At 71.7% G+C, this 17,343-nt stretch carries 12 protein-coding genes, 1 tRNA gene and 2 pseudogenes; 12 read left to right on the forward strand and 3 right to left on the reverse strand.

Going from position 1 to position 17,343, the window contains the following annotated elements; translation table 11 throughout:
* Positions 1-22 precede the first annotated feature (22 nt).
* The 4 genes from tmk to AQI95_RS02860 all read left to right on the forward strand — a co-directional run bounded on the left by tmk (position 23) and on the right by AQI95_RS02860 (position 6,956).
* Entirely contained in the window at positions 23-3,463 is a 3,441-nt protein-coding gene (gene tmk / locus AQI95_RS02845) for a dTMP kinase (protein ID WP_067116618.1), read from the forward strand.
* A gap of 193 nt (positions 3,464-3,656) precedes the next feature.
* On the forward strand, positions 3,657-4,862 hold the full coding sequence (locus AQI95_RS02850; protein ID WP_067116621.1) for a DNA polymerase III subunit delta': 1,206 nt from the start codon (positions 3,657-3,659) through the stop codon (positions 4,860-4,862).
* A 304-nt stretch (positions 4,863-5,166) separates the two neighbouring features.
* Positions 5,167-6,774, forward strand: coding sequence for an alpha/beta hydrolase (locus AQI95_RS02855; RefSeq protein WP_067116624.1), 1,608 nt, complete (start codon positions 5,167-5,169; stop codon positions 6,772-6,774).
* 108 nt (positions 6,775-6,882) lie between these two features.
* Positions 6,883-6,956, forward strand: a tRNA-Thr gene (locus AQI95_RS02860).
* Positions 6,957-7,084: 128 nt separating this feature from the next.
* Here the strand turns inward: AQI95_RS02860 and AQI95_RS48695 are convergent.
* Positions 7,085-8,422: pseudogene (locus AQI95_RS48695) on the reverse strand (tyrosine-type recombinase/integrase); the annotation flags it as partial.
* Between the two features lie 50 nt (positions 8,423-8,472).
* Positions 8,473-8,823 carry a helix-turn-helix transcriptional regulator gene (locus AQI95_RS02875; RefSeq protein WP_079071003.1) on the reverse strand — a complete coding sequence of 117 codons (351 nt, stop codon included), beginning with the start codon at positions 8,821-8,823 and terminating at the stop codon, positions 8,473-8,475.
* 128 nt (positions 8,824-8,951) lie between these two features.
* Here AQI95_RS02875 and AQI95_RS02880 point away from each other — a divergent pair, with 128 nt between their 5' ends.
* From AQI95_RS02880 to AQI95_RS47865, 4 genes are all read left to right on the forward strand, one after another.
* Positions 8,952-9,410: an STAS domain-containing protein gene (locus AQI95_RS02880; protein WP_067116633.1), complete on the forward strand. Its 459-nt coding sequence runs from the start codon at positions 8,952-8,954 to the stop codon at positions 9,408-9,410.
* A gap of 168 nt (positions 9,411-9,578) precedes the next feature.
* Positions 9,579-10,136 (forward strand): hypothetical protein, encoded by a 558-nt coding sequence (locus AQI95_RS02885; RefSeq protein WP_067009321.1) that lies wholly within the window; start codon positions 9,579-9,581, stop codon positions 10,134-10,136.
* Between the two features lie 38 nt (positions 10,137-10,174).
* On the forward strand, positions 10,175-10,669 hold the full coding sequence (locus AQI95_RS02890; protein WP_067116635.1) for a hypothetical protein: 495 nt from the start codon (positions 10,175-10,177) through the stop codon (positions 10,667-10,669).
* Between the two features lie 98 nt (positions 10,670-10,767).
* Positions 10,768-10,923 carry a DUF6131 family protein gene (locus AQI95_RS47865; RefSeq protein ID WP_099053157.1) on the forward strand — a complete coding sequence of 52 codons (156 nt, stop codon included), beginning with the start codon at positions 10,768-10,770 and terminating at the stop codon, positions 10,921-10,923.
* A gap of 351 nt (positions 10,924-11,274) precedes the next feature.
* Here the strand turns inward: AQI95_RS47865 and AQI95_RS48700 are convergent.
* Positions 11,275-11,593, reverse strand: a pseudogene (locus AQI95_RS48700) (nucleotidyltransferase domain-containing protein).
* A gap of 238 nt (positions 11,594-11,831) precedes the next feature.
* Between AQI95_RS48700 and AQI95_RS50060 the strand changes: the two are divergent.
* The 4 genes from AQI95_RS50060 to AQI95_RS02905 all read left to right on the forward strand — a co-directional run bounded on the left by AQI95_RS50060 (position 11,832) and on the right by AQI95_RS02905 (position 17,342).
* Positions 11,832-12,044 carry a DUF1349 domain-containing protein gene (locus AQI95_RS50060; protein WP_341849447.1) on the forward strand — a complete coding sequence of 71 codons (213 nt, stop codon included), beginning with the start codon at positions 11,832-11,834 and terminating at the stop codon, positions 12,042-12,044.
* A gap of 16 nt (positions 12,045-12,060) precedes the next feature.
* Positions 12,061-12,393 carry a DUF1349 domain-containing protein gene (locus AQI95_RS50065; RefSeq protein WP_341849448.1) on the forward strand — a complete coding sequence of 111 codons (333 nt, stop codon included), beginning with the start codon at positions 12,061-12,063 and terminating at the stop codon, positions 12,391-12,393.
* Between the two features lie 436 nt (positions 12,394-12,829).
* Positions 12,830-13,723, forward strand: coding sequence for a glycosyltransferase family 2 protein (locus tag AQI95_RS02900; RefSeq protein WP_067116638.1), 894 nt, complete (start codon positions 12,830-12,832; stop codon positions 13,721-13,723).
* Between the two features lie 424 nt (positions 13,724-14,147).
* Positions 14,148-17,342, forward strand: coding sequence for an AfsR/SARP family transcriptional regulator (locus AQI95_RS02905; protein WP_067116640.1), 3,195 nt, complete (start codon positions 14,148-14,150; stop codon positions 17,340-17,342).
* Position 17,343 lies beyond the last annotated feature (1 nt).

Genomic DNA, 17,343 nt, shown 5'->3' on the forward strand with positions numbered 1-17,343 from the left:
TGGCTGCCGATAGGCTGAACGCATGACGCGAGCCGAGCAGCCAACGGCCCCCACTACAGCCCCGGACGACGCCCTGGTCGCGGACTCCCGCGAGCGCGCCGTCCGTTCCCTGCTGCGCCGACCGCAGCTGCGGCGCCTGTGGAGCGCGCAGCTGGTGAGCGGTGTCGGCGACACCCTGGCCCTTCTCGTCCTGGTCGTCCTCGCCCTCCAGGCGGCGATCACCCAGGGCTCGTTCGGGGGTGGATACCGGGGCGTGGCCTTCGCAGTGGCGACGGTCTTCGCCGCGCGTGTCCTCGCCGCGCTGCTGTTCGGCGCGGTCCTGCTCGGCCCGCTGACCTCGCTCACCGGCCAGGAGGGCCCGCTCGACCGCCGCTGGACCATGGTCGGAGCCGACGGCGTGCGCGCCGCGCTGCTGATCGTCGCCCCGCTGTGGATCGACTGGACCCCGGACAACGCACTGGCCGTCCTGCTGGTCACCGCCTTCGTCACCGGCGTCGCCGAACGCCTGTGGACGGTGTGCCGGGAGAGCGCGGCCCCGGCCCTGCTGCCCGGTCCGCCCCCGGAGGGCGCGACCGTACGGCCGCTCCCGGACCACATGGACGCCCTGCGCCGCCTCTCGCTGCGCACCAGCTTCCTCGCCGTCCCGCTCGCGGCCGCCGCGCTGGTCGTCGCCGCCCTGCTCAACAACCTGCTGGGCGCCGGCGTGACCTGGTTCGACCAGCACCACGCGGCCCTCGGGGCGTATGTGGCGGCCGGCCTGTTCGCCGCCTCGCTGTCCGTCCTGACCTTCCTGGAGCTGCCCGACGTGCGCACCCCGCGCGCGCGGTCCCCGCTGGAGGGCCTGCGCCGCCCGCGCACCGGCACCGGCGTCGACAAGGGCCGTACGGGCGTGATCCCGCTGCTCGTCCCGGCCTGCGCCGCGGTCGCCGGATCCATCGCCGCCGCCGTGTCGGTGTGTGTGCTGCACGCCACCGACCTGGGCGGCGGCCCGGTCCTGTACGGCCTGCTGGTGCTGGGCCTGACCGGCGGAGTCGCCGCCGGCATCCGTACGGCCCCCGCGCTGCTGCCCTCGCTCTCGCGCCGCCGGCTGCTCGCCCTCGCGATCGCCCTCACCGGCATCGCCCTGCTGGCCGCCGGGCTGGTCCCTGACGTCACCACGGTCCTGCTGATCGTCACGCTCGCCGGCGTCGGCGCGGGCGTGGCCGCGAACACCGGGCACGCCCTGCTCGACCAGGAGACCGAGGACTACCGCCGGGCGCGTGTCACCGAGCATCTGCACGCGGTCGTCCGGGTCGCCATCGCGCTCGCCGCGCTGGTCGCCCCGGTGGTCGCCGGACTCATCGGCCGGCACCGCCTGGAGAACGGCCGGTTCGTCTTCGCGCACGGCGGCGCCTCCTTCACACTGATGCTGGTCGGCGCGCTGCTGCTGCCGGTGGCGGCGCTGGTGCTCGCCAAGGTCGACGACCGCTCCGGCATCCCGCTGCGCCAGGACCTCAGGGACGCGCTGCTCGGCGGCGACGACCCGGTCGAGACACCGGCGACGAACGGTTTCTTCATCGCCCTGGAGGGCGGCGACGGCGCCGGCAAGTCCACCCAGGCCGAGGCCCTCGCCGAATGGATCCGGGCCAAGGGCCACGAGGTCGTCCTCACCCGCGAGCCCGGAGCCACTCCGGTCGGCAAGCGGCTGCGCTCGATCCTGCTGGACGTGTCCTCGGCGGGCCTGTCGCACCGCGCGGAGGCGCTGCTGTACGCCGCCGACCGGGCCGAGCACGTCGACACCGTCGTACGGCCCGCCCTGGAGCGCGGCGCCGTCGTCATCTCCGACCGCTACATCGACTCGTCCGTCGCCTACCAGGGGGCCGGACGTGATCTGTCCCCGACCGAGATCGCCCGCATCAACCGCTGGGCGACCAATGGGCTCGTCCCGCACCTGACCGTCCTGCTGGACGTCTCCCCGGAGGCCGCCCGCGAGCGGTTCACCGAGGCGCCGGACCGGCTGGAGTCCGAGCCGGCGGAGTTCCACGCGCGCGTGCGGGCCGGATTCCTCACGCTGGCCGCCTCCGACCCCGGCCGCTATCTGGTCGTGGACGCCGGCCAGGAGCCCGAGGCCGTCACCACGGTGATCCGGCACCGGCTCGACACCGTGCTGCCGCTGTCCGAGGCCGAGATCAAGGCCCAGGAAGAGGCGCGGAAGAAGGCCGAGGAGGAGGCTCGCCGCAAGGCCGAGGAAGAGGCCGCGCGCAAGGCCGAGGAGGAGCGCCTGGAGCGCGAGCGCCAGGAGCAGCTGGCCCGGCTGCGCGCCGAGGAGGAGGAGCGCAAGCGCCGCGAGCTGGAGGAGGCGCAGCGCCGCGAGGCCGAACGGCAGGCGGAGGAGGCCCGGCAGCGGGCCGAGGAGGCCGCCCGTCGCGCGGAGGAGGAGCGCCAGCGGCTGCTCGCCGAGGAGAAGGCCCGCGCCGAGGAGGAGGCCCGCCGCAGGGTCGAGGAGGAGCGTCGCCGCAAGCAGGCCGAGGAAGAGGCCCGGCTGCGCGCGGAGGAGGAGGCCCGGCAGGCCCGGCTGCGTGCCGAGGAGGAGGCGCGGCGCCTGGAGAAGCAGCGCAAGGCCGAGGAGGCGCTGCTGCGTGCCGAGGAAGCGCGCCGACAGGCGGCCGAGGCAGCGACGGCGGCCGACACGGCGGCCCGCAGGCCCAGCACACCCCTGCCGCCCGCGCCGGGCGTCGTCCCGGACGCGGTGACGGTTCCCACGCCGGTGGTGTCGCCGGACGCGCGCGGTGCCGAGGAGACGGTTCCGACACCGGTGGTCTCGGAAGGGAAGCCGAGGAAGCCGAGGAAGCCGGGCACTGACGAGACGACGGTACTGCGCCCGGTGCGGGACGGCTCTGCTGAGGACGCCGGGAAGGCCAGGGGTGGCGAGGGCGCCGAGGACGCGAAGGAATCCGCGGACGCCAGCGACGCCACGGACGCCGCGGCCGGCAAGGGTGGCAGGGCTTCCGGCGGCTCCCACTCGGACTCCGAGGTGACCGCCGAGCTGCCGCAGCCACCGCTGGCTTCCGGCTCCGCCGACGAGACGGCGGTCCTCCCGCCCGTGTCCGCCGGTCCTGCCGGTTCCGCCGAGGAGACCGCCGTGCTGCCTCCGGTGGTTCCGGGCGCGGCCGACGAGACGGCCGTGCTGCCGCCCGTACGGGGTGACGCCCCGGCGGACCGGATGCCGCCCGGCTTCTTCCGGGACGAGCGCACCGCGGCGGGCCCCGACGGCTCCGAGGACCGCACGCGCGAGATGCCCCAGATCGACGCCGACGGCACGCCTCGCCGCCGGCCGCGCCCCGACTGGGCCGAGGAGACCCCGCTGGACGACCTGCCCACGCTGGCGGACGAGCTGCTGGGGTCGTACGACGAGCGGGACTACGGCGACCAGGGCGAGGAGCAGGGCCGCGGTGGTCGCGGCGGCCGCGGTCGGCGAGGCTGACGGCCGGTCCTGCCGGATACGGCGAGCAGAGGGCGGCGCGGGTCGGAACACCGACCGGCGCCGCCTTCGCCTTCGGCGCGGATTTATCGTCGGCTCGCGTGGACCGGCGGCGAGCACGCGGACCGCGTTGTCGGTGCCCACCCGCACAATGGAGTGACGGAACGCGGAGTGTGACGAAAGGGCGGCGTGACCCATGACCGTGTGGGACGACCTCGTCGGGCAGGAGAAGGTGAGCGCGGTGCTCGGCGCCGCCGCGCGGGACGCCGACGCCCGCGTCACGGCCGCCGCGGCCGACGAGCCTGCGCCAGAGTCGTCGAAGATGACGCACGCCTGGCTGTTCACGGGCCCGCCCGGAGCGGGGCGGAACCAGACGGCCAGGGCCTTCGCCGCGGCCCTGCAGTGCGTGAGTCCCGACCGCGCCCTCGGCGGAGCCCCCGGCTGCGGATTCTGCGACGGCTGCCACACCGCGCTGCTCGGCACCCACGCGGACGTCACCACCGTGGCCGCCGTGGGCTCCGAGATCCTCGTGAAGGACATGCGGGACACGGTCCGCAAGTCCTTCACCGCCCCGGCGAACGGCCGCTGGCAGATCATCCTGGTCGAGGACGCCGAGCGGCTGAACGAGAAGTCGGCCAACGCCGTCCTCAAGGCCGTCGAGGAGCCCGCCCCGCGCACGGTGTGGCTGCTGTGCGCCCCCTCCGTCGAGGACGTGCTGCCGACGATCCGCTCCCGCTGCCGCCATCTGAACCTGCGCACGCCGTCCGTGCACGCCGTCGCCGACATGCTCGTACGGCGCGACGGCATCGATCCCGAGGTCGCGGCGGCCGCCGCCCGCGCCACCCAGGGGCATGTCGACCGGGCCCGGCGCCTGGCCACCGACCCGGCGGCCCGCGCGCGCCGCGCCTCCGTGCTCAAGCTGCCCCTGCGCCTGGACGAGGTCGGCGCCTGTCTGAAGGCCGCCCAGGAACTGGTCGACGCGGCGGCCGAGGACGCCAAGCAGCTCGCCGAGGAGATGGACGGCAAGGAGACCGAGGAGCTGAAGACGGCGCTGGGCGCGGCCCAGGGCGGTCGGCTGCCGCGTGGCACGGCGGGCGTGATGAAGGACCTCGAGGACATGCAGAAGCGCCGCAGAACCCGCACGCAGCGCGACAGCCTGGACATCGCGCTCGGCGACCTCACCGCCTTCTACCGCGACGTCCTCGCCCTCCAGCTCGGCTCCCGCGTGGCGATCGCCAATGCCGACGCCGAGGACGCCCTGGAGCGGCTGGCGCGCGGCAGCACCCCGGAATCCACGCTCCGCCGCGTCGAGGCGATCGCCGCGTGCCGCGAGGCCCTCGACCGCAATGTGGCACCGCTGCTGGCGGTGGAGGCGATGACCATGGCGCTGCGGGCGGGGTGAGGGCCGTGTGCGGTGTCCGGTGCCGGCGGGGTGAGGGCCGTGCGGATGCCTCCGGCGGACGGTCGTACGGGTGCTTCCGCGGGCGGGGCGGGCACGTGGACGCCATCCTCGGCGTGGCCCTCTCCCCGGGCCGGGGCGTAGACGTCTCTCCCCGAGCCGGGGCGCGGACTTCTCCCCGGATGCTGCGCGTGGACGTCTCCGTCGCCTTGGCCGGGATGCGCACGGCGGCCGCACTTGTCCCTCGTACGAGCACATCCCTCGCACGCATCGCGTCCGAGCCGTCGCACAGCGTTACGCTCGCCTGATGTACACCAGGCCATCCCCCCGCCGGACTCGTCGCCCCCGCACCCGGACGACGGCCCGCCTCACGGCCACCTTCTTCACGGCCGCCGCCCTGCTCGTGTCCGCCTGTTCCTCATCCGGTAGCTCGACCACGTCGGCGCGCGGTGCGGCGGACGCGGTGCTGGCCGCGCTGCCGCGCGCGACGCCGGCCGCGCTGTCGTCGTACTACACCCAGCAACTGCACTGGCGCAGCTGCGGGGTCCCCGGCTTCCAGTGCGCGACCATGAAGGCCCCACTGGACTACGACAACCCCGGTTCGGGCGACGTCCGGCTCGCCGTCGCCCGCAAGAAGGCCACCGGCAAGGGCAAGCCGCTCGGTTCGCTGCTGGTCAACCCGGGCGGTCCGGGCGGCTCGGCGGTCAGCTACCTCCAGAGCTACGCGGGCATCGGCTACCCGGCAGACATCCGAGCCCGCTACGACATGGTCGCGGTGGACCCGCGGGGCGTCGCCCGCAGCGAGCCCGTCGAATGCCTCGACGGCCGTCGGATGGATGCGTACACCCAGACGGATCTGACGCCCGACGACCAGAAGGAGCGAAACGCGCTGGTCGCGGCAGACAAGACGTTCGCGGAGAGCTGCGGGGCCCACTCGGCGCGGCTGCTGCGGCACGTCTCCACGGTGGAGGCGGCGCGGGACATGGACATCCTGCGGGCGGCGCTCGGCGATCGGAAACTGAACTATGTGGGGGCGTCGTACGGCACGTTCCTCGGGTCGACGTACGCCGGGCTGTTCCCCGACCGGGTCGGCCGGGTCGTCCTGGACGGCGCGATGGACCCCTCCCTGGGCGCCCGGAGGATGACCCTGGACCAGACGGCCGGCTTCGAGACGGCGTTCCAGGCGTTCGCGAAGGACTGTGTGCGGCACACCGACTGCTCGCTCGGCGGCAAGGGTGCGACGCCGGCACAGGTCGGCGACCACCTCAAGGCGTTCTACCGGACACTGGACCAGCACCCCGTTCCGACGGGCGACGCGGACGGCCGCAAGCTCAGTGAGGCGCTGGCCACGACCGGGGTGATCGCGGCGATGTACGACCAGGCGGAGTGGGAGCAGCTGCGCGAGGCGCTCGGCTCGGCGATGAAGAAGAACGACGGCGCGGGCCTGCTCGCGCTCTCCGACAGCTACTACGAACGCGACGCCGACGGTCACTACAGCAACCTGATGATGGCCAACGCCGCCGTGAACTGCCTGGATCTGCCGCCGGCCTTCACCAGTCCCGAAGAGGTGCAGAAGGCGCTGCCCACCTTCGAGAAGGCCTCCCCGGTCTTCGGTGACGGCCTGGCCTGGGCCGCGCTGAACTGCGCGTACTGGCCGGTGAAGGCCACGGGTGAGCCGCACCGCATCGAGGCGAAGGGCGCGGCGCCGATCGTGGTGGTCGGCACCACCCGGGACCCGGCGACGCCCTACCGCTGGGCGCAGTCCCTGGCCCACCAGCTCTCCTCGGCCCGCCTCCTGACCTACGCCGGCGACGGCCACACCGCCTACGGCCGCGGCAGCTCGTGCATCGACACCTCGATCAACAGCTATCTGCTCCAGGACACCTCCCCGAGCGCAGGAAAGCGCTGCTCATAGGCCCCGAGACCGGCCCTGGGACCCCCTGCTCCGGGGCCGGTACGAAGCACCCTCGGAAACTGTGTAGACTTACCGACGTTGCCGATCGCACCATAGTGCGGGCAGCTCGCCGCTTTAGCTCAGATGGCCAGAGCAACGCACTCGTAATGCGTAGGTCTCGGGTTCGAATCCCGAAAGCGGCTCCGAGAATCCCCAGGTCACATAGCCCGTGACCTGGGGTTTTCTGCTGCTCGGGGTATGGCACGTCACGCGGCCGGGTTGCCGAGACTTTGCTTGCGTGAGCGATGCGTGAGCGGAGCCGCTCAGAAACCTACTTCTTGGGCGTTCGGCGCTTGGTCTTCTTGTCGGCCTTGGCCTGGGCTTTCGCCTTGTTCTTCGGCTTGCCGTCCTTGGCCTTGCCAGCGTTCTTCGCCGCGGCCTTCTTGGCCTTCTCCTTCTTCGCGGCTTTGCGGGCCGCCTTCTCCGCCTCGGCCTTGCGCTGAAGCGGGACCAGCTTCGCCGTCGCCTCGGTGGCGCTCCTGCCGACCTGGGGCAGGACGCTCTGGTAGATGTCCCGCGTGATCCGGGTGTCGCTGTGCCCGAGCGTGTCCGACACGATCTTGATGTCGATGTCGGCGGCCAGCATGAGCGTTGCCGCGCCGTGGCGCAGATCGTGCAGCCGGATCGGCGGCCGGAAGCGGCGACGAGGCGCTCGAAGAGGTCGGTCACTTTGCCCGGATGGAGCCAGGAGCCGTCTTCCTGAGTGAAGACGTGGCCGGTCTCGACCCAGGCCGAGCCCCACTCCTTGCGGTGCGCGTCCTGCCGTTCGCGGTGCCGCTTCAGGACGTCGACGGTGTCGTCGTCGAGCGCGACCACGCGGTAGCCGCTGTCGGTCTTGGGATCGGATGCCTCGATCTCCCAGCCGTCCTGCACGAGTTGGGAGGAGACGGTGAGGGAGTGGGTGTCGAGGTTGGTCTCCGACCATGGCTGTCCGCATGCCTCGCCACGGCGCAGGCCGCGGAAGGCGATCAGGTGCCACATCGCGTACAGCCGGTCCTCGGCGACGAAGTCGAGGAAGGCGCCGGTCTGCTGGGGCGTCCAGACCATCACGGGCGACGGCTTCTCGCCCGTCTGCTCCCACTTGGCGACCCGCTCGTCCGTCCACACGAGCGCCTTCGGCTTGCGCACGGGATCGATCTCGACGTGGGCCCGCCGGGTTGATCGTGATGATCTGCTGCCCGATCGCGTCGTTCAGGGCCGCGCGGAGCGTGGCCCTGACGTGCTGACGCGTGGCGGGGCCGGTGATGCGACGAAAGGGCAGCATCTCGTCGATCGCGGCCTTCATCGCCTTGCGGCGAGCGCGGTTATCCACGCCCTTCCAAGGGACGGTCGCCAGCTCGTCGATCGCGGCCCGCCGCTGGGCGTTGTCCTCCAGGATCTGGGCGTTGGCGTCGCGGATGTCCGTGAACATCTCGCTGAGGTGGCTGACGCGCAGCCGGTCCAGGCGGCGGTTTCCGATACGCGGCTTCAAGTGCACGCGGATGTCGGTCTCGTAGCGGCTGAGGCCGGACTTGCGTATGCACTTGCCCGCCAGCCACCGGTCGAGCCACTCGCTCACCGTCAGGCTGCCGATGAGGTCCTGGCCGGCGTTGAGGCGCCGCCTGGTCTCATTCCCTGACCGGCGGGCAGATCTGGAAGGTCGAGGCAGACCGCATCCCCTCACGAACCGGGCCGGGCATGGTCGTCGGCGCCGTGGCGTTCGTCCTCGTCCCTGGCCAGCATCGACAGCAGGCAGGCCACGGTCACGCCCTCCTCGGCCGGGTGGCGCAGCACCTTGTCCGGGTCGATGCTGTACCGATTGGAGCGGCCGTGGCGGGTGTGGGAGAGGTATCCGTCCTGCTCCAGGTCCGCGATGATCTTCTGGACGGCCCGTTCCGTGAGCCGGCATCGCGCCGCGATGTCACGGACCCGCGCGTGGTGGTTGTCGGCGATGCTGGCCAGCACGCGCGCGTGATTGGTCAGAAACGTCCACCCTGTGTGCGGCTCGGGCACTCCATGGAATTCCGTCACGACTCCATGCTACGACCACACATTCGCGCATCCAAAAACACGAAGATAAATTCGTGTAGGGGTTGACGTGTCACGTAGAGGCGGCTGAGCCTGGAGAAGAGCAACCCGGAGGACCGGAGGAGGCGAGCATGACGACGCTACCGTCCCCGGACACACCGCTCGCCGGCGACGAAGCCGACCGCACACCGCCGTCCACCGGCGCGCTGCCGGTGCAGGCAGGGCCGGCCGGGATCCGCGTGATCGTCACCGTGAGCGGAGAGCTCTGCCTCGACAACTGCCAGAGCCTCCGGCACGCCCTGCGTGATGTAATCATGCGGTTGGCCGAGAGTGTGGACCTGGACCTCAGCGAACTTCACTTCGCGGACTGTTCTGCACTCAACGTGCTGCTGGCCGCTCGCCGCGACGCAGTCGCGGCGGGGAAGACGGTCACCGTCACCACGGCCAGCCCCGCCGTCGAACGACTGCTGACCTATACCGACACCCACAGCCTCTTCTCCCCCGCCCACGAGCATGCCGACGCCAGAACACGCAACACCGGCGGCGGACCGGCATTCGCTGTCAGGAAGGTTTGGGCCGGCGGGATCTGAGCTGCTGGGGTCGGTCTTGAGAGTCCGATGCTGAAGCCGGGCTTGCGTTCCGGATCTCATGCGTCGGCGCCTGCCGCAGGGAGGAGGCCCAAAGCCCGACTGTGAAGCACCAATTAACAGAAATTGGGAACACGGGGGATATCGCCCATCCGTGAGGAGGTCGGTCAGATGTCTACCGGCATGCTTTTGGCGATCGTCATTCCCGTCGCAGTGGTCGTCGTGCTGATTGCCGCGGCCCTGGCTCTTTTCCTGCGGCACCGGGCTCTGCGCCAGCGCTTCGGCCCCGAGTACGAACGGACCGTCGACGGCGCCGACAGCAGGCTCGCCGCCGAGCGGGAGCTCAGCGCACGCGAGAAACGGCACGACAAACTCGACATCAAGCCTCTGCCCGACCGTCTCCGCGAGCGCTACTCACGGGACTGGGACCACGTGCAGCACGAGTTCGTGGACCGGCCAGAGGACGCCGTACACGATGCGGACCATCTGGTGACCTCCCTGATGCAGGACCGCGGCTACCCCACCGAAAGCTACGACCAGCAGCTCAAGGATCTCTCCGTCGAGCACGGCCGCACCCTCGAGCACTACCGAGCCGCCCACGAGATCGACACACTCAGCGCGAGTCACAAGGCCACCACCGAGCAACTGCGCGGCGCCATGGTGCATTACCGGGCGCTGTTCGACGAACTTCTCTCCGACGGCGGCCAGACCCGCCACGCCCCGGCCTGACCTTCGGGCAGCCGGGACCGAACGGACACGGAGGAGACATGCAACGCGACGACACACCGAACACTCGTGACAGCGGGCTGTCCACGGAGGACCTCGCCCAGCCCCGCAAGGCCGGCGCAGCGTCGAACACCACTCCACCGCCCCCGGTCTACCCGAGCGAGGGCGACGACAGAACGGATGCGGCCGACGACCTCGCGTCCCGCGACGGGGCCACCCCCGCGGCGGACGAAGCGGCGGGCGCACGGACCACAGACGCCGACGAGATGCCGCAACTGCTGACATCGCAGGACGAGGAAGCCTTCCGTCAGGAGTGGGAGAACATCCAGGGCGGCTTCGTTGACGATCCTCGCCAGGCGGTACAGGCCGCGGACAACCTGGTCGCCAAGGTCATGCAGACGCTCGCCGCGACGTTCGACGAGCACAAGAAGAACCTCGAAGAGCAGTGGAGCCGAGGCGAGCAGGTCGACACCGAAGCCCTGCGCAGGGCCCTGCGCCACTATCGCTCGTTCTTCAACCGCCTGCTCACCACCTGACAAACACACCCGTGAGGCGAGGCGCAACGGGTCCAGGAAGTGAACGGCATCCCGCCTCACAGCGGCCGGCACACCGGCCGGAGAGAAAGAAGAACGCCATGATCGCACTTGGCATCATCCTGCTCGTCGTCGGATTCGTCCTGAACATCGGCATCCTGTGGACAATCGGGATCATCCTGCTCCTCATCGGAGTCGTCCTGTTCCTCCTCGGCTCCCTCGGCCACGCGGTCGGCGGCCGACGCCACTACTGGTAGAGCACGCCTGTACAAATTCCCTTCCAGCGACACCGGCCTGCCCCGATACACCGACGCGGTTCGCCAGGACTTCGCATCCCGGGACTGTTCTGCACCGGCCTCCCAGCCTGGGTCAGCAGCGCATTGACGACGAGCGAGGCCTTCGGGAGGAACTCGGACAGCCGAACAGCCAGCTCGCCCTCGCTGAGCGAGCCCCGCAGGCCGGAGCGCGCCAGCGTGCGCAGCAGGGCATGACGCGTCCGGACAGAGGGACTTCTACCGCACCACCCAGGATGACCTCGTCATCACCGAAGATGGCACCGGCCGTACCAGCCACACGATGAAGATCCCCCGCTCGTGAGCCACAGCCGGTCAGAAGTGGGTGGCAATGCCGAATGCCTGCCGGAGTTGAGCCATGTCGTGACGATCACGGTCGGTCGGCTCGTAGCCCTGATGGAAGTAGAACTGCTGCCCTGGCGACAGGCAAAAGATCGATCTCTCGTCCGTGTCGGTCGGCGACGACGAACCGCACGGGCCGCAAATCGAGGATTTCAACGTATCCGGCCTCTTCCCGAGCCGCCAGGACGGCCGGCTCCTGATGCCCGCAGTGCATCAGGTCCAGGTCACGATGCGGTCGGGTCTGTTTGCCGAGCAGGGCGTCGACGCCCCCCCCCCCCCGCCACCGATCCAGACGTCGGCTCGGGCGTTCCGCGGCAGGGTAAGGATGGCCAGTACGTCGTCAGCCGTCATCACGCCGCGCACGCTAGCGGTGATCAATCGGGCGGACGAATGGATTTACCGGCGAGCAAGAGCCACATCACTCCGAACCCGCAGGCAAGGACGGCACATGCACCAGCAATGAGTGGTCCCCTGACACGAGGCCACCTGGCTCAACCAGCCCCAGCACACCGAGACCGACGGAACCGGTCCTGGTCACCACACGCGGTCACAGCGACTTCTGGCGCACCACCAGCTACGGCTTCGTCCGCGACGGCGGGCATGCCCTGCTCCACCATTTCCCTCAGGGCAGCGCGACCGAGGTGACCTTCCTCGCGGACTTCGACAGGCTCTACGACCAGGTCGGCCTGATGGTTCGCGTCGACGCGGAGACGTGGATCAAAGCCGGTGTCGAGATGAGATGACCGCGGTGTGCCCCACGTGGGAGCGGTCGTCACCCACGGCGTCTCGGACTGGTCCCTCGCACCGGTTCCCGACTGGCACGGGCGCACGGTCACTGTACGAGCCAGTCGCAGCGGTGACGCGGTGACGGTACGTGCCCGCTGTGGGGACGGCCCCTGGCGCATGGTCCGGCTGGCCCCACTGCCCCCGGAGGCCCCGACAGCGGCCGGGCCCTTCTGCTGTTCACCCGAGTGGGAAGGCTGCAGGTCCGCTTCACCCGCTTCGCCCGAGACCCCGCCGACACAGCCCTGCACCAACCGACAGAGCCCTCCTAAGCGCGAAAGCACCAGGCCAACAGCCCTTTGTGCGTGAGCGATACGTGAGCGGACGGTGCGGCACAAGCTGTCACGAGCCGGATCGCACCTCATGGTGAATGTGCTCTGACCTGGTGATTCCGGATGGCGGAGTACCGTCCGGAACCACCCACCACACCCCCAGCAGCCCTCGTAATGCGTAGGTCTCGGGTTCGAATCCCGAAAGCGGCTCCACCAAAACCCCGGGTCGGACATCATCCACCCGGGGTTTTCTGTGAGGCGAAGGCTCCCGGCGCGGACATCGGCACCGCTCATCCTCGCATTTCTCGCGCCTCCTCGGTCCTTGCGGGAACGGGCGGATAAAACCGCAGCAAAGGGGCCGCAAAGTGAATCGAGGTCGGGTGAACCCGGGGACCTGAGGCAACATCTTGGTGAACGATGGGCGCCGCGTGGTCAGGGTGCGGTGCCGCCGTCGGCCGGATGGGGTGAGGGACGTGACGGAGCCGAGGATCGCCGTTGCCGTGGTGACCATGGGCAACCGGCCCGTGGAAGTCGACGCCCTGCTGGAGTCCGTGGCCAAGCAGGACCTCGCCCCCGCCCGCATCGTGATCGTCGGCAACGGCTGCCGGCTGCCCGAGTTCGCCGACCGGCTGTCCCTGCCCGGCGCCGTGACCACCATCGACGTCGAGGACAACCTCGGCTGCCCCGGCGGCCGGAACGTCGCGCTGGCCCGGCTGCGGGAGTACGGCGACGTCGACGTCGTCGTGGAACTGGACGACGACGGGCTGCTCGTCGACCCCGATGTGCTGCGGCGCGTACGGGACCTGTACGCCGCCGACGCACGCCTCGGCATCGTCGGTTTCCGCATCGCCGACGAGCACGGCGAGACACAGCAACGGCACGTGCCCCGGGTGGGGAAGTCGGATCCGATGCGTGGGGGGTACGTCACCGGGTTCCTCGGCGGTGGGCACGGCCTGAGCATGGCGATGCTGGCCGAGACCGGGGACTGGCCGGCCCAGTTCTTCTTCGCGCACGAGGAGACCGACCTGGCCTGGCGCGCCGCCGACGCCGGCTGGAAGATCCGTTACGTTCCCGAGCTGCTGCTCCAGCACCCCAAGACCTCGCCGGCCCGGCACGCCATCTACTACCGCGTCAACGCCCGCAACCGGGTCTGGCTGGTCCGGCGCCGGCTGCCGCTGCCGCTGGTCTTCGTGCACCTCGGGGTGTGGACGCTGCTCACCCTCGCCCGCACTCGTTCCCTGGCGGGGTTGAAGGCGTGGTTCGGCGGCTTCGTGGAAGGGCTGCGGGAGCCGGCCGGCGAGCGTCGGCCCATGCGCTGGCGCACGGTGTGGCGGCTCACCCGCCTCGGGCGCCCACCGGTGATCTGAGCCGACCCGCCGTTGATCCCGGGCGGGCCCCGGTGAGGAACGGGACGGGGCCCCGGGCGTTCACCTCCGCCGACCGGGGCCCCTTGCGTCCCCGGACCCAGCCTGCGGCGACACTCCCCCGAGTTACGCGACTTACGCGCGCACCGTAGGGCCGGATCCGATGGAAATGATCACATCAGCTTTCGCCAACGGATCGCTAACATGTGGCCAACGGTTCGTCGGTGCGTCGCGGATCCGTTGGCCGGAACATGCCGACGGTATCCGAAGCGGGCCGCCGGACAGGCCGATCCGGGGCCGGGCCGGCGACAGAAGGTGGCGGGAAACCGTTGTGGACAGGGTGGATTTCCGCCAGGGAACGGCGGGCGCACGCCCGTCGCGGAGCATGGTCGGCCCCGACCGCGCGGGAAGGCAGTGGAGCGGCGTGATGCGGCGGTGCGAGCTGCGGTTCGGACTGCTGGGGCCGCCCGTTCTGTACGACCGACCACCGTTCGGGATCTCGACCGAGTCCCCCTTCGCCGGTCCCGACCAACACGCCGCCGACACCCTCGACGACGGTGTCCGTGCCATCGGCAGTCCCAAGGTGCGCGTGCTGCTCGCCGCACTGCTGCTGGAGCCGGGCCGGGTCGTGTCGGTGGAGTCGCTGAAGGACGCCCTGTGGGGCGGCGCACCGCCCGTCTCCGCGCAGGCGTCGCTGCACAACCATGTCGCCCGGCTGCGCCGGCTCCTGGACGACCCCGACCGGCTCAGGGCCGTACCGCCGGGGTACGTACTGCGTGTCGACCAGGGCGAGTTGGACGTGCACGTCTTCGACGCCCGGGTCGCCGAGGCGCGTGCCGCGCATGCCTGGCGGGACTGGACGGCGGTCGTACGGGCCTGCACGTCCGGCCTCGCGCTCTGGCGCGGCACCCCGCTCAGCGGGCTCCCCGCCGACCTCGGCGGCTATGCCCTGGTGCAGCGCCTGGAGGAGGCCCGGCTGCTCCTGCTGGAGTGGCGCTACGACGCCGAACTCTCGCTGGGCGGAGCGCGGTTGGCCGAGGTCGTCCCGGAACTCGCGGCGCTGGTCGCCGAGTATCCGCTGCGCGAGGCGTACCACCGTCAGCTGATGCTCGCCCTGCACCGCACCGGCCGTCAGGCAGAGGCCCTCGCCGTCCACCGTGATCTGCGCGCCCGCCTGATCGAGGAACTCGGTGTCGAACCCGGCCCGGCGGTACGCGAGGCGCACGTCGAGGTGCTGCGGGGGAGCGACGAGAAGCAGCGGCGGGCGGAGGGGGAGCGCACCAGCTTCCGGCGGGGCACGCAGGGCACCGTCGTCCGCCGCCCCCCGCAGGGCGCAGGCCGTTCGGACGCCGCCTCCGAGGAGAAGGAGGAGGCGCCGGCCCCGCGCAAGGGGGCGGGGCCGGACGCCCGGCAGACTCCGCGACCGGCGCAACTCCCGCCCCCACCGGCCCACTTCACCGGACGCGCCGACATCCGTCGCGCGCTGCGGCACGCGCTCACCGAGCCGCCCGCCCCGGCTCCGGCCATCGCCGTGATCAGCGGCATGGCGGGCGTCGGCAAGAGTGCGCTCGCCCTGCATGTCGCGCATGAGCTGCGGGACCGCTTCACCGACGGCCAGCTGTACGTCAATCTGCACGGTGCCACCCCCGGCATGACCCCGCTCACCTTCGCCCAGGCACTGGCGTCGCTGCTCCGCGACCTGGGTACCGAGCCCCGCAGCATCCCCGAACACCCGGACGCGGCAACCGCGCTGCTCCGCTCGCTGCTCGCCCCGGCCCGCGTCCTGCTGGTGCTCGACGACGCGGCGAACGCGGCTCAGGTGCGGCCCCTGCTGCCGGCCGGGCCCGGTTGCGCGGTGATCGTCACCAGCCGCTCGCCGCTGACCGCGCTCGACGGCGCCCGGCGCTTCCCGCTGGCCCCCCTGACCGGCGAGGACAGTGCGGCGCTGCTGCGCGCGGTCAGCGGGCGCGAGGGGCTGGACGCCGGCCACGCGCTGGTCGAGCTGACCGGCGGGCTCCCGCTGGCGCTGCGCGTCGTCGCCGCCAGGCTCGCCGCCCGTCGCGCGCTCACGCCCGACGTGCTGGCGGGCCAACTCGCCGAGACGGGCGGCAGACTGCGGCATCTGGAGTACGACGACCTGAGCGTCCGGCGTTCCCTGGGCGTCGCCCACGACGCGCTCGCCGCCGCCGAGCGCGAGGCGGACCGGGACGCGGCCCGCGCGCTGCGCCGCATCGGTGCGCTGGACCTGCCCACCTACGGCGCTCCGCTGATCGCCCGCCTCACCGGCACCGACGAGCGCCGCGCCGAGGCCGCCCTCGACCGCCTCGTCGACGTCGCCCTGCTGGAGGAGTCGGCCTACGGCCGCTACGTCCCGCACGACCTGGTCCGCGACTTCGCCCGCGAACTGGCCGACACGGCACAGGACATGAGGGAGGGCGCCGGGCCGGACCTGGACGCCGACGCGCCCGGCGTGGGCGCCGACGCGCCGGGTGCCCCCGACCTGACCGCCCTGCGCTGGTACGCCGCCGCGGCCGAGCGGGTGCTGGAGGCGGTCGTGGAGCCGGGGCTCGATCTGGACGACCGGCGTCGGGCGACCTCCGCGCAGCCGCCGGACCACGCGGCGGACGTGGCCGTGCTGCCGTCCTTCGAGTCCACCGAGGTGGCTTTCGCCTGGGGCGAGGTGGAGTTGGAGAACGTCGTCGCTCTGGTGGCACGGAACGCGGGGACCTCCGACCCGCTGCGGGCCGCCCGTCTCTCGGTGCTCGTGCGGCTGCTCTTCCCCTACGCCCAGCGCGGGGGACGGGTCGCCGAGATGGAGGTGCTGGGGCGGGCCGGGCTCGGGGCGGCGCGGTGGCTCGGGGACGCGGCGGCCGAGGCGTACGCGCTGGGCGACCTTGCGGGCCTGCACTTCATGACCGGCCGGCAGAAGGACGCCCTGACCCTCACCGACCGGTCCCTGGAGATCTGGCGTCGGCTCGGTGTCGTCTCCAGGATCCGGCGCTGTCTGAACAACCGCGGTCTGCTGCTGGAAGGGCTCGGACGGTTCGAGGAGTCCGGGGAGGCGCTGCGGCAGAGCCTCGCGTACTCGCGGCAGTTGAACGACCCCCACGGGGAGGCCGTCACCCACAGCCACCTCGGCAACCTCTACGAGCACACCGACCCGCGTGCCGCCATCGAGCAGCACCGGCGCTCGCTGGCGATCGGGGACGCGATCGGCGCGGTCATCGTGCAGCACTCGGCGCACTGCAACATCGGCTACGCCCACCTCACCCTGGGCGAACCGGCCGCTGCCGCGGAGCACTTCGAGGAGAGCCTGCGCATCCTGGGCGGCCACGGCGACTGGCACGGCGAGTCGCAGACCCGACTCGGCCTGGTCCGCGCGCTGCGGCAGCTGGGGGAGGCCGAGCGGGCGGGCCGCGAGTGCGCCGAGCTGCTCGGCCGGGCCGACGCCCGCGCCGATTGCTATATGGGCGGCCTCGCGCGCCACCAGCACGGGCTGCTGCTGCACGCGCGAGGGCAGCGGACGCAGGCGTACGACGCCTGGCGCGCGGCGCTCGCGGCGCTGGACGGCACGGACGCGAAGGCGGTCGTGGCGGAGCTGCGGAAGCTGCTGGAGGGCTGAG

Source organism: Streptomyces yokosukanensis (assembly GCF_001514035.1).
Lineage (GTDB): Bacteria > Actinomycetota > Actinomycetes > Streptomycetales > Streptomycetaceae > Streptomyces > Streptomyces yokosukanensis.